This is a genomic window from Ancylobacter sp. G4_0304, from assembly GCF_047501495.1.
Lineage (GTDB): Bacteria > Pseudomonadota > Alphaproteobacteria > Rhizobiales > Xanthobacteraceae > Ancylobacter.
In genome coordinates, this window is the sequence record NZ_JAZDRM010000009.1 from 20,481 (window position 1) to 41,981 (window position 21,501).

Consider the following 21,501-nt stretch of genomic DNA (forward strand, 5'->3'; position numbering starts at 1 on the left):
CCTCAGAACGGCGCGTAATAGGAGACGGTGCCGTAGGGCCCGTCGTCGCTGTCGCTGCTCCAGCGCCAGCCGCCAGCCACGCGCCATTGCCGGCCGGCCAGTGGCACCTCGATGAACAGGCCGGCGCCGGCGTGCTGCTCAAGCCAGTCGGTCGAGGCCTGCGCCTCGGTGCCGAGCGCGGCGCGCTCATGGACGCGCCGGCTCAGGGTGGCCCGTGCCACGGCGGTTCCGTCCGCCGTGGAGCCGCCAAGCGATGCGGTCCAGATCCAGGTGTCGTCGATCCGGTAAAACCACTCCGCCACGCCCTTTATGCCAAACTGCGTACCCTGGTCGCGATTTGAGGGGTCGGGCTGGTCGAGGCGGTTGTCGGTGACGTTTACCCCGGCATAGAGCGCGAGCGCGTGCGGGCCGCGCAGGAACTGCCAGCCGGCCAGTACCTCGCCCTCGATCTTGGTGGCGCTGTTCCAGCCGCCCGGCACAGCGTTGGTGCGGTAGCGATAGCCCCCGCCGCCCGCCTGCGCCCGCAGGCGCAGGCCTTCCCGGTCCATCGGGCCGAACGGCGCCCAGGCCGCGCCGGCCCAGCCATAGGAGGTGTCACGCGCGACATCGATACCGCTGAAGAAATAGTAACGTTGCAGATGGGTGTTGTCGGCGGTCTCGCCGGCGAGAACAGGCACTGCCGAACCGCCCGCCAGAAGCAGGCCGGCAAAAAGCGCATCCCTCGCACGCCGGCGCGCCCGACGCATCCCGGCACCGCCCCATGTTCTGCTGATGAAGACCTCGATACCTCAGCGGAACACGGTCGACAGGTTGTACTCAATCAATCCAGGATTGAGTCTTCTACTTGGGAGGGTGCAGAAACAGCACTTCTTGTCGCAGCCCGGCCAAAACCGCCCTTCACAGCGGCGCGGCGGCCAGGTGCTCGACCGGAACGCCGACGCGCTCGCAGATGATGTCGGCGATCATCTGGCGGTGGCAGTGCTCGGGATGGCGCTCGTAGCACAGCAGACAGACCCGCCTACCGGCGGCCACCAGCGCGGCCAGCTCGTCCATCTGCGCACGCGCCGTCGGCGTGTCCAGATGCGCGCCATAGATGCGGCGCAGCTCGCCAAAATGGCCGGTGCGCGCCGCCTGCCGCCCCTCGGCGGGGGTGCCGAGGCCGCGCAGGTGCAGGTAGCCGATGCCGATATTGGATACGCCCGCCGCCAGCAGGGTCTTGGAGAAGCCGGCGCGCCGGGAGGCGGCGACCGCGCGCACGTCGACCAGGAGATCGACACCGGCGCCCGAAAGTGTCTCCAGCACGGAGGAGGACGAGACCTGCTCGTAGCCGATGGTGAAAAGCGGGGCGGGGGCTGACATGCAGCAGATGTGGCAGAGCCCGCCCGCCTTGTCGAGGCGCAGGCCGGTTGCGGGAGTCCCCTTGCGGGAGCCGCGCGAATCTGTGGACGTGTCACCGCACCACCACCATCCCCCCTTCACGCGGTGCTAGAGGCTTGAGGCTGCCGGCCGCCGTGCCGGCACGGCAAGCGACAGGGACGTTTTGAGCGGCATGAAGATCGGCATCGATCTGGGCACCAGCACCGCCGGCCAGCCGGTCCGGCTCGATCTTGAGGAACTGCTGTCCACGCGCCTGCTGGTGCAGGGCAATTCCGGCTCGGGCAAATCCCATCTGCTGCGCCGCCTGCTGGAACAGAGCGCCGGCCATGTGCAGCAGGCGATCATCGACCCGGAGGGCGATTTCGTGGGGCTGGCGGAGCGCTTCGGCCATGTCGTGATCGACGCCGAGCGCACCGCTGGGGAAATCCAGCGCATCGCCGCGCGCATCCGCCGCCATCGCGCCTCCGTGGTGTTCAATCTGGAGGGCCTCGACGCCGACGCCCAGATGCGCTCCGCCGCCGCCTTCCTCAACGGCCTGTTCGATGCCGAGCGCGACTACTGGTTCCCGATGCTGGTGATCGTCGACGAGGCGCAGCTGTTCGCGCCCTCCGGTGCGGGCGAGATTTCCGACGAGGCGCGCCGCATCTCGCTGACCGCGATGACCAACCTGATGTGCCGCGGCCGCAAGCGCGGACTTGCCGGCGTGATCGCCACCCAGCGTCTCGCCAAGCTTGCCAAGAACGTCGCGGCGGAAGCCTCCAACTTTCTGATGGGGCGTACCTTCCTCGACATCGACATGGCGCGCGCCGCCGACCTGCTCGGCATGGAGAAGCGGCAGGCCGAGAGTTTCCGCGATCTCAACACCGGCTCCTTCGTGGCTCTCGGACCCGCGCTGTCGCGCCGTCCGCTGCCGGTGAAGATCGGCGTCGTCGAAACCGCGAGCCGCAACGGGCGACCGGAATTGATGCCGCCGCCGGAAATGGGCACGGCGGAGCTTCAGGACCTGATCTTCGACGATCTTGGCGGCGAGCCCGCGCCGATGCCCGCGCCCCGCCTGCAGCCGCGCGCCACCGACGACATTCTCGACACGCTGGAAGTGACGCCCGCTCCAGTTCCGGTGCCGGTCGACCCGGAAGCCGTCGCCGCCTTCGAGGCCGAGCGTGAGGCGCTGATCGAGGAGATCATCCGTCAGTTCGTCGCCGACCCGGAGGCACCGTTCCGGTCTGCCGCCGCGCTCTACCCGGACTTCCTCGTGCATTGCCGGGTGCGGCGCATCGGCTCGCGGGTGCCGGACCTCGCCGATTTCACCCGCCGTCTCGCCATTGCCCGTGCCGGCATGGACGGGCGGATGGAGGATGAGGGCTGGCAGCGGGCGGTGGAACAGGCCTCGCGCCTGCCGGAGGAGATGCAGGGTGTGTTCCTGCTGCTGGCCCGCGCTGGCATGGAGGGCGCGCCGTCCCCGGCGGACGAAGCGCTGGCGCGCGCCTATGGCAGCCGCTCGCCCTCGCGCGGGCGCTGGCTGCTGACCTATATGGAAGAGCGCGGCCATCTGGTGTGCGAGGCCGATTTCCGCGGCCGGCGCGTGGTGCGCTTCCCCACGCTCGGCTGGAAGACCGCGCCGGGCGATCCCAAAGGCGCCGCCGGCCTCGCCTCCTGAACGTCTTCTCCCCCTGAAACGACAATGCCCGGCTGTGCAGCCGGGCATTGCGCTTCTACGGCCGATGTGGGGGCGTCAGCCGTAGAGATAGTTCGGCAGCCACAGCGCGAAGCTCGGGAAGATGTAGAGCAGCGCCATGGCGAAGATGACGATGAAGATGAACGGCATGACGCCCGAGAAAATCTCGTCGATCGAGACATGCTTGGGTGCCACGCCTTTCAGATAGAACGGCGCCATCGCCACGGGCGGCGACAGGAACGAGGTCTGCAGGTTCAGCGCGACCAGAACACCGAAGAAGATCGGGTCGATGCCGAAATGGTCGAGCAGCGGCAGGAAGATGGGCAGGAAGATCACGATGATCTCCGTCCACTCCAGCGGCCAGCCCAGCACGAAGATGATGATCTGCGTCAGGATGAGGAAGCCGACCGGTCCGAGGTCCAGCCCCATGATGAACTCTTCCACCACGCGCTGGCCGCCGAGCAGCGCGAACACCGCCGAGAACACCGCCGAGCCGACGAACAGCCAGCACACCATCGCCGAGGCGCGGGCGGTGAGGAACACCGAGTCCTTCAGCTTCTCCAGGCTGAACGTCCGGTAGGCCAGCGCCAGCAGGATCGCGCCCGCCGCGCCGATCGCCGCCGCTTCGGACGGCGTCGCCAGGCCGAGGATGATGCAGCCGAGCACCGAGCTGATGAGCAGCACCAGCGGCAGGAACGAGGTCAGCAGCGCCCAGATGATGGTCGTGGCGGGAACGTTCCGCTCCTCGGCCGGCAATTTGGGCGCCAGCGAGGGATTGAGCATCGCGCGGATGATGACGTAGGCGATGTACATCAGCGCAAGGCTGACGCCGGGGATGAAGGCGGCGGCGTAGAGCTTGACCACCGAGACGCCCGCCGTCGCGCCATAAAGGATGAGCATGACGCTCGGCGGGATCAGGATGCCCAGACACCCGCCGGCGCAGACCACGCCGGAGGCGATCTTGGTGTTGTAGCCGGCCCTGAGCATGGCGGGGAAGGCGAGCAGGCCCATCAGCGTCACCACGGCGCCGACGATGCCGGTCGCGGTGGCGAACAGCGCGCAGGTGATCAGCGTCGCCACCGCGAGCGAGCCGGGAATCCACCCTGCCGCGAGCTGGATCGCCTTGAACAGCCGGTCGAGGATGTTGGCGCGCTCGATCACGTAACCCATGAACAGGAACAGCGGGATCGAGATCAGCACGTCGTTCGCCATCACCGAATAGGTGCGCTGCACGAACAGGTTGAAGATGCTGTCGCCCTGGGTGAAGTAGCCGAAGCCCACGCCCAGCGCCATCAGCGTGAAGGCGATGGGGAAGCCGAGCATCAGGAAGATCAGGAACAGCACCAGCATCAGGATGCCGAGTGCGGGATCGGACATGAACATCACAGCGCCCCCCGCGTGGTGCCTTCGCGGTCGGCGGCGTTGGTGATCGCCTCCTGCCGGGCCGCCGCCTCTTCAAGGATGACCTTTTCCATCTCCTCCACGTCATGGAGCCGCTGCGGCCAGTCGCCGTCGCGGATACAGATCCAGCAGCGCACCACCTCGACCACGCCCTGCGCTAGCATCATGACGCCGGTGATCGGGATGATCGCCTTGAACGGCCAGATCACCGGCCCGTCGGGGCTGAAGGAGGAGTGCTCGTTGAGCAGCCAGGAGAGGTAGAAATAGCCCCAGCCGGAATAGATCAGCGCCAGGATGCCGGGAAAATAGAACAGGAAGTACAGCAGCAGGTCGCACTTCGCCTGGGTGGGCGGGGACCAGTTGCGATACAGGAAGTCGCCGCGCACATGGCCGTTGCGCGAGAGCGTGTAGGCGCCGGCCATCATGAATAGCGCGCCATACAGCATCAGGCTGACGTCGTAAGCCCAGGTGGTGGGATCGCGAAGCACGTAGCGGCGGAAGACTTCATAGCAGATCGCCAGCATCAATATGACGATGCACCAGGCGAACACCTTGCCGATAAAGGCATTTATCCTGTCGACGGCGAGCAGGAGTGATTGCATGGGGGCCTCGGAATGGGGTCGCCTCGAAAGGGCGTCAGGGCGAAGGCGAAAATCGGAACGCACGCGGCGCGGCAGATGACCGTCCGATCTGTGCCCTCGCGCTTTCCGGTCCGCCGTTTGTTTCCGGCGGCGTGCGGGTGGGGGCGCGGGCGCGGAACGGGCGCTTATCCGGCGGCGCCTCTGCGGCGAAGGCGGTTCGGCTCCTGCGACGCAGGAAGGCGCGACGCCTGTGCATGTGTCGGCCGTGGCGGCGGACGTCCGGGGATGAAACGCCCGCCGCCGGGTCCTCAGGCCGTCTTGAAGAAGTGGTCGTAGGCGAACTTCGAATCCGGCTCATATTCGAGACGGAAGCCGACGATACGCTTGGCCCATTCCTTCTGGCTTTCGACCACCTTCTTGAAGATGGGATCGGCCGAGAGATTGGCGATCACCGTATCCCAGGCCTTGAGCTGCGCTTCGAGCACCGGCCGGGGCGTCTGCAGAACCTTGACGCCGCGAGCCTTGATCGCCGCCAGGTCCTTCGAGTAGCGGTCCTGCGCCTTCCACATCATGGTGGAGGAGGTCGCATCCGACGCGCCCTTCAGGATTTCCTGAACGTCCTTGGGCAGGCCCTCGAACTTGCTCTTGTTGAACAGGATCTCGAAGCATTCGAGCGCCTGATGGTAGCTGCCCAGCATGTAGACCTTTGCCACGTCCGGGAAGCCGAGCACGAGGTCGGAGGAGGGGTTGTTGAACTCGGCGCCGTCGAGCAGGCCGCGATCGATGGCCGGCACGATTTCGCCGCCCGGCACGATCGTCACCGCCGCGCCGAACTCCTTGAACAGGTCCGCGCCGAGGCCGACCGTGCGGTACTTCATGCCCTTCATGTCTTCGGGCGTGCTGATTTCCTTCTTGAACCAGCCGAGCGGCTGGCCGGGCATCGGGCCGGTGAGCATGCCGACCACATTCAGCTTCAGCGTGTTCTGCACGAGGTCGTCATAGAGCTCCTGGCCGCCGCCATAGCGGATCCAGCCCAGCAGCTCGTCGGCATCCCAGCCGAAGGCCGGCGCGGTGCCGAACAGCGAGAACGCCTTGTTCTTGCCGTACCAGTAGGCGGCGACGCCATGGCCGCCGTCGAGAATGCCGGACGATACCGCGTCGAGCATCTGGAAGGCCGGGACCACCGAGCCGGCGGGGAGGATTTCCAGTTCCACGCGGCCGCCGGTCATGGCGTTGACGCGCTTCACATAGTCGCCGGCGAACTCGTGGAAGATGTCCTTGTTGGGCCAGGTCGACTGGAATTTCAGCTTGATCGGCGCCTGCGCGTGGACGGCAGGCGCAGCGACCACCGAGGCCCCGGCCGCGACGGCAGCGGTGGCGATGAAGCGGCGGCGGCTGGTGACGGTGGCGTCGGCGCGCGCGCCGACGTTCTTCCCTGACGTCTCGGTCATGGGCGGTTCCTCCTGTGGCGTTTTCCTCTGCGGGCTTTCGGCCCGCCGGGCGGCGCTTTGCGCGCCTTGTCCCGATTTGGAAATCAGACGATGCCGGTACGGCAAGCGCAAGGGCTAAATTGCTCTGAGTTATGAATTCTTATGAGACGAAAGTCGCAAATGGCCTAAAACCCCTGGGAAGCAGGACACAATCGTCATGTCGTTGTCATCCACTGGCCTTTGAAGTGCGCGCGAGCGGGCCCGGCCCGACATCATGATGGGGATGAAATCATGCGCGCGATTCTCATGGCCGGCGTTTCGCTGGCAGCGTTCGGTCTGGCCGCCTCGGCGGCGGTGGCCCAGTCCGCTCCGCCGGTGTTCAACCGCACGGCAACCTTCAACGTGGTCGCGAACCTGCCGCAGGGCGCCGATCCGGCGAAGTCCACGGCCGCCGAGATCATCACCGTGACCGAGGACGGCAACACGCTGATCTACAGCGACAGCCCCGGAAAGCGGATCGGCTTCATCGATATCACCGATCCCAATGCGCCCAAGCCCGCGGGCGTCGTCGCCCTCGACGGCGAGCCCACCACCACCGTGGTGATCGGCGGTAAGGCCTATGTCGGCGTCAATACCTCCGAGACCAACGCCAACCCGACGGGCCACCTCGCGGTGGTCGACCTCGCGACCCGCAAGGTCGAGGACAAGATCGACCTCGGCGGACAGCCCGATTCCATCACCAAGAGCCCGGATGGGAGCTTCCTCGCCATCGCGATCGAGAACGAGCGCGACGAGGATGTGAACGACGGCGCCATCCCGCAGATGCCGGCCGGCAACCTCACTTATTTCGAGGTCAAGAACGGCCGCGTGGTGGATGAGTCCAAGAAGGTGGTCGACCTTACCGGCCTCGCCGCCATCGCACCGGAAGACCCGGAACCGGAATATGTCGACATCAACTCGAAGAACGAGGTGGTGGTGACGCTTCAGGAGAACAACCACATCGTGGTGGTCGACCTGCCCACCGGCAAGGTCACCAGCCACTTCTCCGCCGGCACCGTCGACCTCGACAAGATCGACACCAAGAAGGACGGCGTGATCGACCTCTCCGGTTCGATGAAGGCCGTGCCCCGCGAGCCCGACACTGTGCAGTGGATCGACGACGACCGTTTCGTGATCGCCAATGAAGGCGACTGGAAGGGCGGTTCGCGCGGCTTCAGCGTGTTCGACAAGACGGGAAAGCTGCTGTTCGAATCCGGCACCGCGCCCGAGCACATGGCGGTGCGCCTCGGCCACTACCCGGACAAGCGTAACAAGAAGGGCATCGAGATGGAGGGCGCGGAAGTCGCGACCTTCGGCGACAGTCGTCTGATCTTTGTCGCGTCCGAGCGCGGTTCGCTCGTCTTCGTGTATCGCGACAAGGGCGCGGGCGAAGCTCCCGAATTTCTTCAGGTGCTGCCGGGCGGCATCGGGCCGGAGGGCCTGCTCGCCGTTCCCGCGCGAAACCTTTTCGTCACCGCCGCTGAGACCGACCTGCGCGAGGATGGTGGCATCGGCTCCGTGGTCACGATCTACACGGCGGGCCAGGGCAAGCCGGCCTATCCGACCATCGTGTCGGAGAACGGCCCGGACGGACTGCCGATCTGGTGGAGCGCGCTTTCCGGCTTCGCCGCCGACGCCACGACGCCGAACAAGCTCTACGCCGTGACCGACAGCGCCTACTCCCAGGCCCGCATCCTCACCGTAGACGCCTCCAGCCTGCCGGCGAAGATCACCGCCGCGACCCTGCTCACCAAGGATGGCAAGCCGGCTAAGGGGCTCGACCTCGAAGGCATCGCGGTGCGCCCCGAGGGTGGCTTCTGGGTGGTCTCCGAGGGCAACCCGGAGAAGAAGGAAAACCCGACCCAGAACCTGCTGGTGCGTGTCGACGCCGACGGCTCGGTCGCCGAGGAGATCGCGCTGCCGGAAGCGCTCGCCTCGCAGGCCACCCGCTTCGGCTTCGAAGGCGTCGCCGTCACCGGGACCGGCGCCGACGAGACTGTGTGGATCGCCGTGCAGCGCGAGTGGAAGGACGACCCCAAGGGCTTCGTCAAGCTGCTCGCCTACAAGCCCGCGACCAAGAACTGGGGTTATGTGCGTTACCCGCTGGACAAGGCCGCGAAGGGTTGGGTCGGCCTGTCCGAGCTCACCGCCTACAAGGACGGCCTGATCGTGATCGAGCGCGACAACCAGATCGGCGACGCGGCCAAGCTGAAGAAGCTGACCTTCGTCTCGCTCAAGGGCGTCACCCCGGCGCCCCTCGGCAGCGAGCAGGCGCCGCCCGTGCTGACCAAGACCGAGATGAAGGACCTGCTGCCGCTGCTTCAGGCGCCGCATGGCTACGTTCTGGACAAGGTGGAAAGCTTCGCCATCGACACCGCCGGCAATGCCTTCATCGTCACCGACAATGACGGCGTGGACGGCTCGTCCGGCGAGACCCAGTTCATCCCGCTCGGTGTGTTCAACTGAGCGAGACCGACGGTTCGATAGATCGAGCGGGCGCCCCAACGGGCGCCCGTTTCGTTTGCGGCGAGGGAGGCGGATCGGAGCGGGTGGCGCGGCACCGCGCCCCATGATATGACTGACCGTCCAGTCATTATCGAGCGCGGATCGCATGACCGACGACGACCGATCTCCGCCGCGGCGCCGTGCCCAGCGGGCCGATGCCAGCCAGCGCCGGCGCGCCATTCTCGACGCGGCGCTGGAGGTGTTCGCCGAATCCGGTTTCGCCAGCGCGCGCATGCAGGACGTCGCGGCGCGCGCCGGCGTCGCCAAGGGCACGCTTTATCTCTATTTCGAGGATAAGGCCGCGCTGTTCGAGGGGCTGGTCCGCGAGGCGGTCGATCCGGTGCTCGGCACCATGGAGGCCCGGCTGGCCGACTTCGAGGGCAGCACGCGGGATTTTCTGCGGCTGCTTTTCGCCCATTTCATCAGCGAAGCGGTGCATTCGCCGCGCCGGCACATTGTGCGGCTGATGATCGGGGAGGGCGAGCGCTTCCCCGAGCTTGCCGCCTTCTATCATCGCGAGGTTGTGGCGCGCGGGCTGAACCTGTTGCGCGCGGTCAACGAACGGGCGCTGGCGCGCGGCGAGATCACCAGCGATGCCGGCGCGCGCTTTCCGCAGCTGCTCATTGCGCCGCTGCTGATTGCGGTATTATGGGAAGGCATGTTCCAGCGCATCGATCCGCTCGCCAGCGAAGACATGCTTGCCGCCCATGTCGAGATCCTGTTGCGCGGCCTCGGCTGGACCGAAGGCGAGGGAGGCCCGGCATGAGGCGGATGATCGGCGTTCTGGCGTGCGTCCTGCTGCTGGCCGGGTGCGGCGAGCGCGGTGCGGCGCTGTTCCAGGGCTATGCCGAGGGCGACCTGATCTTCGTCGGCCCCGACGAGGCCGGGCGGCTTCTCACGCTCCATGTCGACGAAGGTGACCGGGTGACGCCGGGCCAGCCCTTGTTCGAGGTCGACCCGGCGCTGCAGCAGGCCGATGTCGACACTGCGCGCGGCCAGCTCGCGCAGGCGCAGGCCAACCTCGAAAACCTGAAGGCCAGCACCCAGCGGCCGGAAGAGATCGCCGTGCTGGAGGCGAGTCAGCGCCGGGCGCAGGCGGCGCTCGACCTCTCCGTCATCGAGCGCGACCGCCAGCGCAATCTTTACGAGAAGAATGTCGGCTCCAAGGCCGCCTACGACACCGCGCAGGCGACCTATAACGAGAATCAGGCGGCGCTGAATGAGATCGAGCGGCAGATCGAGGTCGGCCGCATGGCCTCGCGCGACCAGCAGATCGCCGCCGCCGAGCAGGCCGTCGCCGCCGCGAAAGCCAGCCTCGACGCCGCACAGACACGGCTCGACCGCCGCAACCTTGCCTCGACCCGGGAAGGCTCGGTCGAGACCGTGTATTTCCGCCCCGGCGAGCTGGTGCCGGTCGGGCGGCCGGTGATTTCCGTCCTGCCGCCGGAATTGATCAAGGTGCGCTTCTTCGTACCCGAGCCCGACCTGCCGCGCTTCAGGCTCGGCCAGACGGTCGAGGTGACCTGCGACGGCTGTGCCGCCGCGATCCCGGCGAAGGTCAGCTTCATCTCGGCGAGCGCGGAATACACGCCGCCGGTGATCTATAGCCTCGACGAGCGCTCCAAGCTGGTGTTCCTGCTGGAGGCGAAGCCCGACGATCCCCTTTCGCTGCGGCCGGGCCAGCCGGTCAGCGTGGGGCTCGCGCCGTGACCGGAGAACCTGCCCCAGCACCGGACTATGCGATCGAGGTCGAGGGGCTGAGCAAGAGCTTCGGGGACCGCGTGGTGGTCCACGACCTCTCCATGAAGGTGCGGCGCGGGCAGATCTACGGCTTCCTCGGCCCCAACGGCTCCGGCAAGACCACGACGATCCGCATGCTGTGCGGTCTGCTGACCCCCGATTCCGGGCGCGGCACCTGCCTCGGGATGGACATCCTGACCCAGGCCCGCGAAATCCGCCGCCATGTCGGCTACATGACGCAGCGCTTCAGCCTCTATGCCGACCTCTCGGTGCGCGAGAACCTGGAATTCGTCGCCCGCATCTACGGGATGCCCGATCCGTCCGGCGCCGCGCGCGCGGCCGTCGATCGGCTGGGCCTCAGCGGGCGCGACCGCCAGCTCGCCGGCTCGCTTTCCGGGGGCTGGAAGCAGCGGCTCGCGCTCGGCGCCTGCATCCTGCCCTCGCCGCAGCTGCTGCTGCTCGACGAGCCGACCGCCGGCGTCGATCCCAAGGCGCGCCGCGAATTCTGGGCGCAGATCCACGAACTGGCCGCCGAGGGCCTGACCGTGCTGGTCTCCACCCATTACATGGACGAGGCCGAGCGCTGCCATGAGATCGCGTATATCGCCTATGGCGAGCTGCTGGCGCAGGGCACGGTGGACGAGGTGATCGCCGGCGCCGGGCTGGTGACCTGGAGCGTGACCGGCGGCGACCCGGCGCGGCTGGCGCGCGAGCTGGAAGCGACGCCCGGCATCGAGATGGTGGCGCCCTTCGGCGCCTCGGTCCATGTCGGGGGCCATGACGAGGCCGCACTGGAGGCCGCCATCGCCCCGTTCCGCACCCGGCCCGAACTGGAATGGCGCCGCGACGCGCCGACGCTGGAAGACGTGTTCATCGACCTGATGAACCGCTCCAAGGATAATTTCCGATGAGCGCGCGGGCGGGCATGTTCGGCCGGCTGACCGGATTCCTCACCCGTGTCGACGCCATGGTGCGCAAGGAATTCCTCCAGCTGATGCGCGACCGGGTGTCGTTCGCCACCATGATCAGCATTCCGCTGCTCCAGCTCGTGCTGTTCGGCTACGCCATCAACACCACGCCGCGCCATCTGCCGACGGCGGTGCTGGCGCACGAGAACACCTCGCTGACGCGCTCCATCATGTCGGCGATCCAGAACACCAAATATTTCACCCTCACCCACCTGCCGAAAAGCGAGGCCGAGGCCGAGGAGCTGATGCGCTCGGGCGCCGTGCTGTTCGTGGTGGAAATCCCCGCCGGCTTCGAGCGGCGCGCCCGGCGCGGCGAGAACCCGGCGATGCTGGTCGCCGCCGATGCCACCGATCCCGTCGCCTCCGGCAGCGCCATCGCCGCGTTGCAGAACCTCATCGACACCTCGGTGCGGCGGGAGCGCTTCGCGCAGGAGGGCGGGCCGGCGGGCAGCGGGCTGGAGCCGGCGCCGCCGCCGTTCCAGATCATCACCCATGCCCGCTACAACCCGGCGGCGGTGACGCAGCTCAACATCGTGCCCGGCCTGCTGGGCACCATCCTCACCATGACCATGCTGATCTTCACCGCGCTCTCCGTGACGCGCGAGATCGAGCGCGGGACCATGGAGACGCTGCTCGCCATGCCTATCCGCCCGGTGGAGATCATGCTCGGCAAGATCGCGCCCTATGTCATGGTCGGCGCGCTTCAGGCGGCGATGATCCTGGTGGCGGGGGTGTTCCTGTTCGCGGTGCCGATCATCGGCTCGCTCGCGCTGCTGCTGGCGCTCACCGCGCTGTTCATCGTGACCAACCTGTCGATCGGCTACACCTTCTCGACGCTGGCGCAGAACCAGCTTCAGGCGGTGCAGATGACCTTCATGTACTTCCTGCCCAACATCCTGCTCTCGGGTTTCATGTTCCCGTTCACGGGCATGCCGACATGGGCGCAATGGATCGGCGAGACCCTGCCGCTGACGCACTATCTGCGCATGGTGCGCGGCATCCTGCTGAAGGGCTCGACCGCGACCGACCTGTCTCACGACATCCTGGCACTGGCGGCGATCATGCTGGTCGCGATGTTCATCGCGGTGCGGAGGTTCCGGCAGACGCTGGATTAGAATGCAGGCTCACCGTCGATCACCGCGAAGGCATCGGTGATCGCCTTGCCGTTCTGCGTTGGAAAATGCGAATGCAGAAAGGCACGCATGTCGTCAATCACGGCAATGACCCGCTGGCGGCTGCCAGCATAGTCAATCGGTTCATTCGCATGAGGCAGCGAGCTGCACAGATTTATGCAGCCTATACTCGCGAGAAAGCCGATCCCCGGATGGATGAGAATTTCCTTGCGCTCGGCGGTGTTGCCCAGCTCGATGCCGGGTCGAGGGATCGAAGCCTGGTTCAGCGACGGCGAATAATCGATGGTCTTGTATTTCGTACCATTCTGCGTCCAGAGCGGGTAACGGCCAGGCTCGACGCGCCGGCCATTGCCCTTGGGGGCATTGGCGCCGGGGCCCCGAGACTCGGCAGTCGCGCCGCTTAGCAACGGGTGCGGCTGCGCGACGCCGTCGTGATAGACCTGATATCGACCGACCGTACGTCGTTTGCCATCGCTGTCCCGGCGCTGTTCCACAAAGCGAACGATGCGAATTTCCCAGATCGCCACAGCACCCCCCGAAAATGCAACCTATGGTTAGGTATCTGTATTTTTGCATCTCGACAACGGGGGGCAGCAAATCTTTCTTGTCCAAAACAAAAAAGGCGCGGCTTTCGCCGCGCCTTTCCGTCGTTCCGTGAGGCAATAGCCTTCGGTCAGAAGTCCATGCCGCCCATGCCGCCGCCGGAGACATCGGCCGTGGCCGATGTCGGTCTTGCGAGGGCCCGGCGGCTACTGGAGCGTCCTCAGAAATCCATGCCGCCCATGCCGCCGCCGGAGACATCGGCCGTGGCCGATGTCGGTCTTGCGAGGGCCCGGCGGCTACTGGAGCGTCCTCAGAAGTCCATGCCGCCCATGCCGCCGCCGGGCATGGCCGGGGCCGCGGCGCCGGCCTTCTTCGGCACGTCGGCGATCATGGCTTCCGTGGTGATCAGCAGCGAGGCCACCGAGGCCGCGTTCTGGATCGAGGAACGCAGCACCTTGGCCGGATCGATCACGCCCGCCTTGAACATGTCGACATATTCGCCGCTCTGGGCGTTGAAGCCGAAGGAGTAGCTGTCCTTCTCCAGGATGCGGCCGACGATCAGCGAGCCGTCTTCGCCCGCGTTCGAGGAGATCTGGCGGGCCGGGGTCTGGATCGCCTTGCGGACGATCTCGACGCCGGTCTTCTGGTCGGCATTGGCGGTCTTGACGCCTTCCAGCGCCTTGATGGCGCGCAGGAACGCGACGCCGCCGCCCGGAAGGATGCCTTCTTCGACCGCCGCGCGGGTGGCGTGCAGCGCGTCGTCAACGCGGTCCTTCTTCTCCTTCACCTCGACCTCGGTCGCGCCGCCGACGCGGATCACCGCGACGCCGCCCGCAAGCTTGGCCAGACGCTCCTGGAGCTTCTCGCGGTCGTAGTCCGAGGTGGTCTCCTCGATCTGCGCCTTGATCTGCGCCACGCGGGCCTCGATGTCGCCCTTCGCGCCGTTGCCGTCGACGATGGTGGTGTTCTCCTTCTCGATCACCACCTTCTTGGCGCGGCCGAGCATGTTGAGGGTCACCGAGTCGAGCTTGATGCCGAGGTCGTCGGAGATCGCGGTGCCGCCGGTCAGGATCGCGATGTCCTGCAGCATGGCCTTGCGGCGGTCGCCGAAGCCAGGAGCCTTCACGGCCGCGACCTTCAGGCCGCCGCGCAGCTTGTTGACGACGAGCGTGGCCAGAGCCTCACCCTCGATATCCTCGGCGATGATGAGGAGCGGCTTGGAGGTCTGCACCACGGCTTCGAGAACCGGCAGCAGTTCCTGGAGGCCCGAGAGCTTCTTCTCGTGGATGAGGATGTAGGGGTCCTCGAACTCCACGCGCATCTTCTCGGCGTTGGTGATGAAGTAGGGCGAGAGATAACCGCGGTCGAACTGCATGCCCTCGACCACATCGAGCTCGGTCTCGGCGGTCTTGGCTTCCTCGACGGTGATGACACCCTCGTTGCCGACCTTCTGCATGGCCTCGGCGAGGAACTTGCCGATCTCGGAATCGCCGTTGGCGGAAATGGTGCCGACCTGGGCGATCTCCTCGTTGGAGGTGACCTTCTTCGCGTTCTTCTTGAGATCCGCGACGATGGCTTCCACGGCGAGGTCGATGCCGCGCTTGAGGTCCATCGGGTTCATGCCGGCGGCCACGGACTTCGCGCCCTCACGGACGATCGCCTGGGCCAGCACGGTGGCGGTGGTGGTGCCGTCACCGGCGAGGTCGTTGGACTTCGAGGCCACTTCGCGCACCATTTGGGCGCCCATGTTCTCGAACTTGTCCTCGAGCTCGATCTCCTTGGCGACGGTCACGCCGTCCTTGGTGATGCGGGGAGCGCCGAAGCTCTTCTCGATCACGACGTTACGACCCTTGGGGCCGAGGGTGACCTTCACCGCATTGGCGAGGATGTCGACGCCGCGCAGCATCTTGTCGCGCGCTTCGACGGAGAATTTTACTTCCTTGGCAGACATTTGGCTTAACTCCGGTAAGTCGTTTCGAGCGTCGTGCGAAACCGCGCGTCAGGCGGCCTGCGTCACGCGGCCTTCTTGGCCGAGGAAGCGTCTTCGATAACGCCGAGGATGTCGGATTCCTTCATGATCAGGTACTCGACGCCGTCGAGCTTGACCTCGGTACCGGACCACTTGCCGAACAGCACCCGGTCACCCGCCTTCACGTCGAGCGGGACCAGCTTGCCGGCCTCGTCACGCGCGCCGGGACCGACCGCCACGACTTCGCCCTGCGAGGGCTTTTCCTTGGCGCTGTCGGGGATGATGATGCCGCCGGCGGACTTGGTCTCCGCGTCGATGCGCTTGACCACCACGCGGTCATGCAAAGGACGGAACTTCATCGCGTGTCTCCACAAAATTCATGGACAATCATTGACATGATATGCAGCCGCGTCACCCGAAGGCCGCAGCCGCCGGGGCACATCTAGGCGGCGTGGAGAGGGGGCGCAAGGGCAGGGGACGAAAAAACTGGCAGTCGTAGGAAGAGAGTGCCAAAGGAGCCGGCCGCCCGCTGTCAGCACTCCGCAATAAATGCTGCCAATGCATTGATATCGAACACGAAATTCAGTTTTTAGCCTTGCAGCCACCCGGAAGCGGTCGCAGAATCGGAATCACTGCGAAAGGAGGTTCCGCATGGCTTCGGTTTCCGACGACTTCGTAAGGCAGCTTTCCGGCTATGGTTTGACCACCGCCCAGATTCTTTATCGTATGCCGGATCATCCCTCGTTCCTGCAAACCTACCTCTGGCAGCATTACGATCTGTGCCCGCATTTTCCCGAGCTGAACCGTTTCCTGGAATTCTGGAAGCGCGAGCTGGAAGGGCCGCTCCATTCGGTGACGGTAGCCCATTCACGCCTGATCCGGCCGGCCGAATTGCGCGCCGTCGACGGGGTTTTCCGGCTGAACTGACGCTGCGACCTAGGGCCGACCGCCCGCCTTTTGACGACGATGCCCTCTCCTTGCCTTGATCGCCGTGCTATGAGGGCGGCGAAGCGGGAGGCGGAACCGGCCGTCCGTCGTAGTCAAAGGGCATTTTGGTCAGTTCCGTGGATCATCGTTCGCCGCGCACGTCCGAACTTCTGTCGGCGATCATCACCGCCCATTCGGCGGAGCGTATCGGCGTGGGCGAGGTGGTGCACGCTCTGCGCAACCGCGCCTTCGGCCTGTCGATCCTGCTGCTCGGCCTGCCGAACGCGCTGCCCATGCCGCCGGGCATCCCGGTGATCTGCGGCATCCTGCTGTGCCTCGTCGGGGTGCAGATGGTGATGGGGCGCGACGAGCTATGGCTGCCGCGCTGGCTGGCTGCGCGCACCTTCTCCCGCGCGCTGCTGGAGCGCATCGTCAACGGCGCGCTGCCGTGGATCCGCCGCTTTGAACGCTATTCGCGCCCGCGGCTCGAACAGCTTTCCAGCCCGCTCGCGCGCTATGTGCTGGGCGGGCTTGTGGTGGTGCTCGGCCTGCTGCTGCTGCTGCCGATCCCGATCTTCGGCAATCTGCCGCCCGGCATCGCGGTGTGCATCCTCGGCCTCGGGCTGGTGGAACGCGACGGCGCCTTCATCTGCGCCGGCATCGTCGCGACCCTGATCAGCTTCGGCGTCATGGGGTTCTTGAGCTGGATGCTCTACCAGGGCGCGCTGGCCTTCATCTGAACCGCGCTCAGCCGCGCCCGATGAACGGGGCGGCGGTGGCCATGATTGTCATGTTCAGCACATTGGCCTCCAGCGGCAGGCTCGCCATATAGGCGACCGCGCGGCCGGCATCGGCCGGATCGAAGGTCGGCTCGACCATGAGCTGGCCGTTGGGCTGAAGAATGCCGGTCTTCATCTTCACCGCCATGTCGGTGTCGGCATTGCCGATGTCGATCTGCCCGCAGGCGATGTTGTGCAAGCGTCCCTCCAGCGCGACCTGCTTGGTGAGCCCGGTGACGGCGTGCTTGGTCGCGGTATAGGGCCCGGTATTGGGCCGCGGCGCGTGGGCGGAGATCGAGCCGTTATTGATGATGCGACCGCCCTTGGGATCCTGCGCCTTCATCATGCGGATCGCCGCCTGGGTGCACAGGAACACGCCGGTGAGGTTCACATTCACCACGCGCTGCCAGTCCTCCAGCGGAATGTCCTCGATCGGCATGGCGGCGGACCAGCCGCCGGCATTGTTGAACAGCACATCGAGCCTTCCGAACCGGGCCTCCACCTCCCCGAACAGCGCGGCGACGGAGGAGGGGTCGGAGATATCGGAGGGGATCACCTGCGCGCCGGCCCCGATGCCGGCCGCGACCGCCTCCAGCGGCTCGCGGCGACGGCCGGTGAGCACGACGGTGAAGCCGTCATGGGCGAGGGCGATGGCGGCGGCCTTGCCGATGCCGGTGCCGGCGCCGGTGACGAGGGCGATACGCTTGGCGGTCATGTTCTTTTCCTCCCGGGGAGCGACACGATGGCCGAGGCGATGACGCTCGGCAAGACAGGATTGACGCCGCCGAGTCATCGACAGGCTGATACCGACATCCGCAGGCTTTATCGAAAGTGATCCAGCGTCTTGTGGAACGGGAACCGGATCGCGGGAGCGGCGTTATCCCGGCAAGTCAAGCATCACGGAAGAAATCTGGAGGACAACATCATGCCTGCTATTCTGATGTGGCTTATCGGCATCCCGATTCCGATCATCATTCTTCTCTATCTCATCACCTGACGAGATAGTTTATCGGCGATGTCGTCGGTTTCTCCCCAGACTAACGCCGCCGCCGATCCCGATCGGACGGCGGCTTTTCTTTGCGCGTCAAGAGCGTCCATAGGGCGGGCGGGGAATCGAATTATGCGCGGCCCGCAGTGCGGCAGACCAGCGCTCGCGAAGGTCGTGAAAATAGGGCTCGCCGAACTCGATGCGGTAGTTCAGCTCCGACTGCCCGGCATCGCGGCGCGCCACCAGCACGTCGATCGGCATCCCGACGCCGAGATTCGAGCGCATGGTCGAATCCATCGAGATCAGGCCGGATTTCAGCGCATCGTAGAGGTCGATGTCATAGGTGATGGAACGGTCCAGCACCGGCTTGCCGTATTTGTGCTCGCCGATCTGCAGGAACGGGGTGTCGTTGGTGCATTCGATGAAATTGCCGGCAGAGTAGATCATGAACAGCCGCAACCGGCCGCCATTGACCTGCCCACCGAACAGAAACGACACCTCGAAGCGCAGATCCGCCTCGCGCAGCCCCTCATTGTAGAGGCCGTGGACATGGCGGATGGCGCGGCCGACCAGCTGCGTCGCACGGAACATGCTGGACGCGCCGGCCAGCGTTTCCTTCTCGCCGGTCTCCGGGTTCTTGAGCCCTTCCTGCAAGGTCGAGATCACCGCCTGCGAGATCGACAAATTGCCCGCCGTGGCCAGTGCCATGACATGGCGGCCGGGCTGCTCGAAGACATGCAGCTTGCGGAAGGTGGAAATGTTGTCGAGGCCCGCATTGGTGCGGGTGTCGGCGATCATGACGAGGCCGTCACGCACCAAGATACCACAGCAATATGTCATGAAAGGCACTTCCCCACGGGCCGCACGCGGCTTGTTTCAGGCGCCCTTATAGCCGGACGCTTCGTTGATGGACAACAATCAACCCTGAATCTGGCGGCTTGATTGATCGACGGACAACGCGACGGAGAGATTCTCGTCGCCCCCGCCATAGCGGTTTCCACGCACCGGCGCGGCGTTCAGGTAGTCCAGCCCGACGGCGACCCGGACATAGGTTTCGATCGGGCACATCTGGTTGGTGGCGTCGAAGCCGACCCAGCCCAGCCCTTCGATATGGGCCTCGGCCCAGCCATGGCCGGCCTGGTGGCCCGCGCCCTGCGCCGCCGTAGCGCCGTCACCGACGAGGTAGCCGCTGACATAGCGAGCCGGAATGCCGATATGGCGCGCGCAGGCGATGAAGATGTGCGCATAGTCCTGGCACACGCCGCGCTTCAGCTCGAACGCCTCGATCGCGCTCGTGGAGGCGTGGGTCGGGTCGGGATCGTAAGTCATCGCAGCGCCGATGCTGTCCATCAGCGTGTGCAGCTTCGCCAGCCGGTCGGGGTCGCTCCCCACGGCATCCAGCGCGAATTCGCGCAGCACCGCGTTCGGCGCGGTGAGATCGGTCTCGCGCATGTAGAGCGAGGGCGGAAAGCGCTCGCTGATGCCGCGGATCACGCCGGCGGTGTCCTGCGTCTCGACCTCGCCCTCGACCAGCACCCGCAATTCGCTGATCGGCCCATCCACCGCGAAGGTGTGGGTGAGGTTGCCGAAGGCGTCCTGATGCGCCTGGAGCCGGCAGCTCTCGGAGACATCGATGCGCCAAGAGACGACATATTGGCCGTCATGGTTGCGCGGGGTGAGCCGCAGGATCTGGATCGCGCCGTTGGCCGGCGGATCGTAGGTGTAGGTGGTGGCGTGGTTTACATGGATACGCATGACACGATGACCGGGTTTCGGTTCAGATCAGGTACTGGTCCGTAACGGTGGCACCCAGCCGATTGTTCTCGACGACGAAGCCGTCGATGAATTCGTGCAGGCCCGTCTGGAAAATGTCGTCCATGCGGCTGTTGCCCAGCCGCGTCAGCGTGGTGCGCGCCAGGCGCTGCGAGGAGCCCTGACGGCCATAATAGGCGGCGATGTCGTCGAGATAGCGCGTGATGTTCTGGTAGCAGCTCGTCAGCGAGCGCGGCATCTGGGCGTTGAGGATCAACAGGTCCGCCACCAGCCACGGCTTCACGCTCTGGCGATACACCCAGTGGAACGAGGTCAGCGCCGAAACCGAGCGCAGGATCGAGGCCCACTGGAAGTAGTCCAGCGGGCCGCCGACATGCTCGGTGTCCGGCAGCAGCACATGGTATTTCACGTCGAGGATACGCGCGGTGTTGTCGGCGCGCTCAACATACATCCCCACGCGCGAGAACCAGAAGGCATCGTTGCGCAGCATGGTGCGGTAGGCGGCGCCGTCGAAGCGCAGCGAGGTTTCCTTCACGAAGGAAAGGAAGCGCGCCAGCTCCTCGCGGGTCATGCTCTTGGTGGAATAGCGCTTCAGCTCCAGCCAGGCGGAGTTGATGGTCTCCCACATTTCCATGGTCAGCGCGGTGCGCACCGAGCGGGCATTGGTGCGCGCGATCTCGAAACAGTTGCGGATCGAGGATGGGTTCTCCGGCGCGAAGGCGAGGAAGGAAACCACATTCTGCTCGTTGGTGTCATCGCCATGGATCTGCTTGAACAGGTCGGCGCAGCCGGCCGTCAGCAGCGCCGAGCGCCATTCATTGGTCGAGCCGCCATAAGCCGTCGGCAGTTGCGCGAGCCGCTGCGTGACGTCGAGGATACGGGCGAGGCAGTCCGCCCGCTCCATGTAGCGGGCCAGCCAGTAGAGATTGTCTGCAGTGCGTGAAAGCATGGTGTCCGCTATCTATTTGGCGTTGCGCCAGACGAGCGTGGCGACGCCCGCCCCGATCAGGAGGGTGCCACCAACCCGGTTGATGGCGCTGATGATGCTGGAATGGTGGATCACCGAGCGCAGCCGCCCGGCAATCAGCGCGTAGCCGAAGGCATTGGCGGCCGCGAGGACGAGAAAGGTGGTCTCGAAGATCACCATCTGGCCGACGAAGCTGCGGGAGGGGTCGAGAAACTGCGGCAGGAACGCCACGAAGAAGGTGATGCTCTTGGGGTTCAGCGCGGTGACGATCCAGGCATGGAGCAGCATGCGCAGCGGCGAGCCGTCACCCTGAGCCGGCCCGACGGACGCCGCGCCTCCGGCCCGCCACAACTTGATGCCGAGCCAGATCAGATAGAGCGCGCCGATCCATTTCAGCGCGGTGAACAACAGCGCCGAAGCCGAGAGCAGCGCGCCCACGCCGAGCATGGAGAGCGTCATCGCCGTGAAATCGCCGAGTGCGACGCCGGTAGCGACGGGGAAGGCGACCTTGCGGCCCTGACCGAGCGCGTAGGAGACCACGAGAAGGATGGTCGGCCCGGGAATCACCAGGAGCACCGCGGAGGCGGCGGCGAACGCCAGCCAGGTCTGAAGCGACATTGCCCCTGCGAGCGTGGCGCCGCCGAACATGGCTTCCATCGTCATCGTGTCCATCGGCATGCCGCCTCCTCAGCTCGCCCTTTCCCGG

The 21,501-nt window shown here is 65.9% G+C and carries 21 protein-coding genes; 8 read left to right on the forward strand and 13 right to left on the reverse strand.

Annotation, left to right across the window (positions count from 1 at the left end; all coding sequences use genetic code 11):
- Positions 1-2 precede the first annotated feature (2 nt).
- Both bcsS and VRZ77_RS06980 read right to left on the reverse strand, forming a co-directional pair.
- Positions 3-677: a cellulose biosynthesis protein BcsS gene (bcsS, locus tag VRZ77_RS06975; protein ID WP_414591941.1), complete on the reverse strand. Its 675-nt coding sequence runs from the start codon at positions 675-677 to the stop codon at positions 3-5.
- 220 nt (positions 678-897) lie between these two features.
- Positions 898-1,359: a DUF488 family protein gene (locus VRZ77_RS06980; RefSeq protein ID WP_414591942.1), complete on the reverse strand. Its 462-nt coding sequence runs from the start codon at positions 1,357-1,359 to the stop codon at positions 898-900.
- Positions 1,360-1,549: 190 nt separating this feature from the next.
- Between VRZ77_RS06980 and VRZ77_RS06985 the strand changes: the two genes are divergently transcribed.
- Positions 1,550-3,034: a helicase HerA domain-containing protein gene (locus VRZ77_RS06985; protein ID WP_414591943.1), complete on the forward strand. Its 1,485-nt coding sequence runs from the start codon at positions 1,550-1,552 to the stop codon at positions 3,032-3,034.
- Between the two features lie 75 nt (positions 3,035-3,109).
- Here the strand turns inward: VRZ77_RS06985 and VRZ77_RS06990 are convergent, their stop codons facing one another.
- The 3 genes from VRZ77_RS06990 to VRZ77_RS07000 all read right to left on the reverse strand — a co-directional run bounded on the left by VRZ77_RS06990 (position 3,110) and on the right by VRZ77_RS07000 (position 6,485).
- A complete protein-coding gene (locus tag VRZ77_RS06990; protein ID WP_414591944.1) occupies positions 3,110-4,435 on the reverse strand; it encodes a TRAP transporter large permease in 1,326 nt (441 codons plus the stop codon).
- On the reverse strand, positions 4,435-5,055 hold the full coding sequence (locus tag VRZ77_RS06995; RefSeq protein ID WP_414591945.1) for a TRAP transporter small permease subunit: 621 nt from the start codon (positions 5,053-5,055) through the stop codon (positions 4,435-4,437). Before VRZ77_RS06995 ends, VRZ77_RS06990 begins: the two co-directional genes overlap by 1 nt.
- Positions 5,056-5,342: 287 nt before the next feature.
- The gene (locus VRZ77_RS07000) at positions 5,343-6,485 is read right to left on the reverse strand and encodes a TRAP transporter substrate-binding protein (protein ID WP_414591946.1); all 1,143 of its coding nucleotides are present in this window, start codon (positions 6,483-6,485) and stop codon (positions 5,343-5,345) included.
- A gap of 270 nt (positions 6,486-6,755) precedes the next feature.
- On the opposite strand from VRZ77_RS07000, the gene VRZ77_RS07005 reads away from it, so the two are divergent.
- From VRZ77_RS07005 to VRZ77_RS07025, 5 genes are all read left to right on the forward strand, one after another.
- Positions 6,756-8,969 (forward strand): esterase-like activity of phytase family protein, encoded by a 2,214-nt coding sequence (locus VRZ77_RS07005; RefSeq protein WP_414591947.1) that lies wholly within the window; start codon positions 6,756-6,758, stop codon positions 8,967-8,969.
- Positions 8,970-9,114: 145 nt separating this feature from the next.
- Entirely contained in the window at positions 9,115-9,774 is a 660-nt protein-coding gene (locus VRZ77_RS07010) for a TetR/AcrR family transcriptional regulator (protein ID WP_414591948.1), read from the forward strand.
- Positions 9,771-10,718, forward strand: coding sequence for an HlyD family secretion protein (locus VRZ77_RS07015; protein WP_414591949.1), 948 nt, complete (start codon positions 9,771-9,773; stop codon positions 10,716-10,718). The genes VRZ77_RS07010 and VRZ77_RS07015 overlap by 4 nt, the downstream gene beginning before the upstream one ends.
- On the forward strand, positions 10,715-11,659 hold the full coding sequence (locus VRZ77_RS07020) for an ABC transporter ATP-binding protein (protein ID WP_414591950.1): 945 nt from the start codon (positions 10,715-10,717) through the stop codon (positions 11,657-11,659). The genes VRZ77_RS07015 and VRZ77_RS07020 overlap by 4 nt, the downstream gene beginning before the upstream one ends.
- Positions 11,656-12,831: an ABC transporter permease gene (locus VRZ77_RS07025; RefSeq protein WP_414591951.1), complete on the forward strand. Its 1,176-nt coding sequence runs from the start codon at positions 11,656-11,658 to the stop codon at positions 12,829-12,831. The genes VRZ77_RS07020 and VRZ77_RS07025 overlap by 4 nt, the downstream gene beginning before the upstream one ends.
- Here the strand turns inward: VRZ77_RS07025 and VRZ77_RS07030 are convergent.
- The 3 genes from VRZ77_RS07030 to groES all read right to left on the reverse strand — a co-directional run bounded on the left by VRZ77_RS07030 (position 12,828) and on the right by groES (position 15,720).
- Positions 12,828-13,376 carry a hypothetical protein gene (locus VRZ77_RS07030; protein WP_414591952.1) on the reverse strand — a complete coding sequence of 183 codons (549 nt, stop codon included), beginning with the start codon at positions 13,374-13,376 and terminating at the stop codon, positions 12,828-12,830. The two genes, VRZ77_RS07025 and VRZ77_RS07030, sit on opposite strands and share 4 nt — an antisense overlap.
- 326 nt (positions 13,377-13,702) lie before the next feature.
- Positions 13,703-15,343 (reverse strand): chaperonin GroEL, encoded by a 1,641-nt coding sequence (groL, locus tag VRZ77_RS07035; RefSeq protein WP_414591953.1) that lies wholly within the window; start codon positions 15,341-15,343, stop codon positions 13,703-13,705.
- Positions 15,344-15,405: 62 nt separating this feature from the next.
- Complete coding sequence (gene groES / locus VRZ77_RS07040; protein WP_414591954.1) at positions 15,406-15,720, reverse strand: co-chaperone GroES; 315 nt, start codon at positions 15,718-15,720, stop codon at positions 15,406-15,408.
- A gap of 292 nt (positions 15,721-16,012) precedes the next feature.
- On the opposite strand from groES, the gene VRZ77_RS07045 reads away from it, so the two are divergent.
- Positions 16,013-16,288, forward strand: a complete 276-nt coding sequence (locus tag VRZ77_RS07045) for an usg protein (protein ID WP_414591955.1) — start codon at positions 16,013-16,015, stop codon at positions 16,286-16,288.
- Between the two features lie 137 nt (positions 16,289-16,425).
- Positions 16,426-17,028 (forward strand): exopolysaccharide biosynthesis protein, encoded by a 603-nt coding sequence (locus tag VRZ77_RS07050; RefSeq protein WP_414591956.1) that lies wholly within the window; start codon positions 16,426-16,428, stop codon positions 17,026-17,028.
- Positions 17,029-17,035: 7 nt separating this feature from the next.
- Here VRZ77_RS07050 and VRZ77_RS07055 read toward each other — a convergent pair whose 3' ends face one another.
- The 5 genes from VRZ77_RS07055 to VRZ77_RS07075 all read right to left on the reverse strand — a co-directional run bounded on the left by VRZ77_RS07055 (position 17,036) and on the right by VRZ77_RS07075 (position 21,413).
- The gene (locus VRZ77_RS07055) at positions 17,036-17,782 is read right to left on the reverse strand and encodes an SDR family oxidoreductase (protein ID WP_414591957.1); all 747 of its coding nucleotides are present in this window, start codon (positions 17,780-17,782) and stop codon (positions 17,036-17,038) included.
- 369 nt (positions 17,783-18,151) lie between these two features.
- Positions 18,152-18,895 (reverse strand): peptidase, encoded by a 744-nt coding sequence (locus tag VRZ77_RS07060; RefSeq protein ID WP_414591958.1) that lies wholly within the window; start codon positions 18,893-18,895, stop codon positions 18,152-18,154.
- Between the two features lie 78 nt (positions 18,896-18,973).
- A complete protein-coding gene (locus VRZ77_RS07065) occupies positions 18,974-19,810 on the reverse strand; it encodes a transglutaminase family protein (RefSeq protein ID WP_414591959.1) in 837 nt (278 codons plus the stop codon).
- A gap of 22 nt (positions 19,811-19,832) precedes the next feature.
- Positions 19,833-20,777, reverse strand: coding sequence for an alpha-E domain-containing protein (locus tag VRZ77_RS07070; protein ID WP_414591960.1), 945 nt, complete (start codon positions 20,775-20,777; stop codon positions 19,833-19,835).
- Between the two features lie 12 nt (positions 20,778-20,789).
- Positions 20,790-21,413, reverse strand: coding sequence for a LysE family translocator (locus tag VRZ77_RS07075; protein ID WP_414592043.1), 624 nt, complete (start codon positions 21,411-21,413; stop codon positions 20,790-20,792).
- Between the last annotated feature and the right edge of the window lie 88 nt (positions 21,414-21,501).

Coding starts and splice junctions, on each gene's coding strand:
- VRZ77_RS06990 (WP_414591944.1), bottom strand. CDS start 4,435: ATGTTCATGTCCGATCCCGCACTCGGCATCCTGATGCTGGTGCTGTTC.
- VRZ77_RS06980 (WP_414591942.1), bottom strand. CDS start 1,359: ATGTCAGCCCCCGCCCCGCTTTTCACCATCGGCTACGAGCAGGTCTCG.
- VRZ77_RS07010 (WP_414591948.1), top strand. CDS start 9,115: ATGACCGACGACGACCGATCTCCGCCGCGGCGCCGTGCCCAGCGGGCC.
- VRZ77_RS07000 (WP_414591946.1), bottom strand. CDS start 6,485: ATGACCGAGACGTCAGGGAAGAACGTCGGCGCGCGCGCCGACGCCACC.
- VRZ77_RS07005 (WP_414591947.1), top strand. CDS start 6,756: ATGCGCGCGATTCTCATGGCCGGCGTTTCGCTGGCAGCGTTCGGTCTG.
- VRZ77_RS07015 (WP_414591949.1), top strand. CDS start 9,771: ATGAGGCGGATGATCGGCGTTCTGGCGTGCGTCCTGCTGCTGGCCGGG.
- VRZ77_RS07070 (WP_414591960.1), bottom strand. CDS start 20,777: ATGCTTTCACGCACTGCAGACAATCTCTACTGGCTGGCCCGCTACATG.
- VRZ77_RS07060 (WP_414591958.1), bottom strand. CDS start 18,895: ATGACATATTGCTGTGGTATCTTGGTGCGTGACGGCCTCGTCATGATC.
- VRZ77_RS06995 (WP_414591945.1), bottom strand. CDS start 5,055: ATGCAATCACTCCTGCTCGCCGTCGACAGGATAAATGCCTTTATCGGC.
- VRZ77_RS07065 (WP_414591959.1), bottom strand. CDS start 19,810: ATGCGTATCCATGTAAACCACGCCACCACCTACACCTACGATCCGCCG.
- VRZ77_RS07025 (WP_414591951.1), top strand. CDS start 11,656: ATGAGCGCGCGGGCGGGCATGTTCGGCCGGCTGACCGGATTCCTCACC.
- VRZ77_RS07045 (WP_414591955.1), top strand. CDS start 16,013: ATGGCTTCGGTTTCCGACGACTTCGTAAGGCAGCTTTCCGGCTATGGT.
- groES (WP_414591954.1), bottom strand. CDS start 15,720: ATGAAGTTCCGTCCTTTGCATGACCGCGTGGTGGTCAAGCGCATCGAC.
- groL (WP_414591953.1), bottom strand. CDS start 15,343: ATGTCTGCCAAGGAAGTAAAATTCTCCGTCGAAGCGCGCGACAAGATG.
- VRZ77_RS06985 (WP_414591943.1), top strand. CDS start 1,550: ATGAAGATCGGCATCGATCTGGGCACCAGCACCGCCGGCCAGCCGGTC.
- VRZ77_RS07055 (WP_414591957.1), bottom strand. CDS start 17,782: ATGACCGCCAAGCGTATCGCCCTCGTCACCGGCGCCGGCACCGGCATC.
- VRZ77_RS07075 (WP_414592043.1), bottom strand. CDS start 21,413: ATGTCGCTTCAGACCTGGCTGGCGTTCGCCGCCGCCTCCGCGGTGCTC.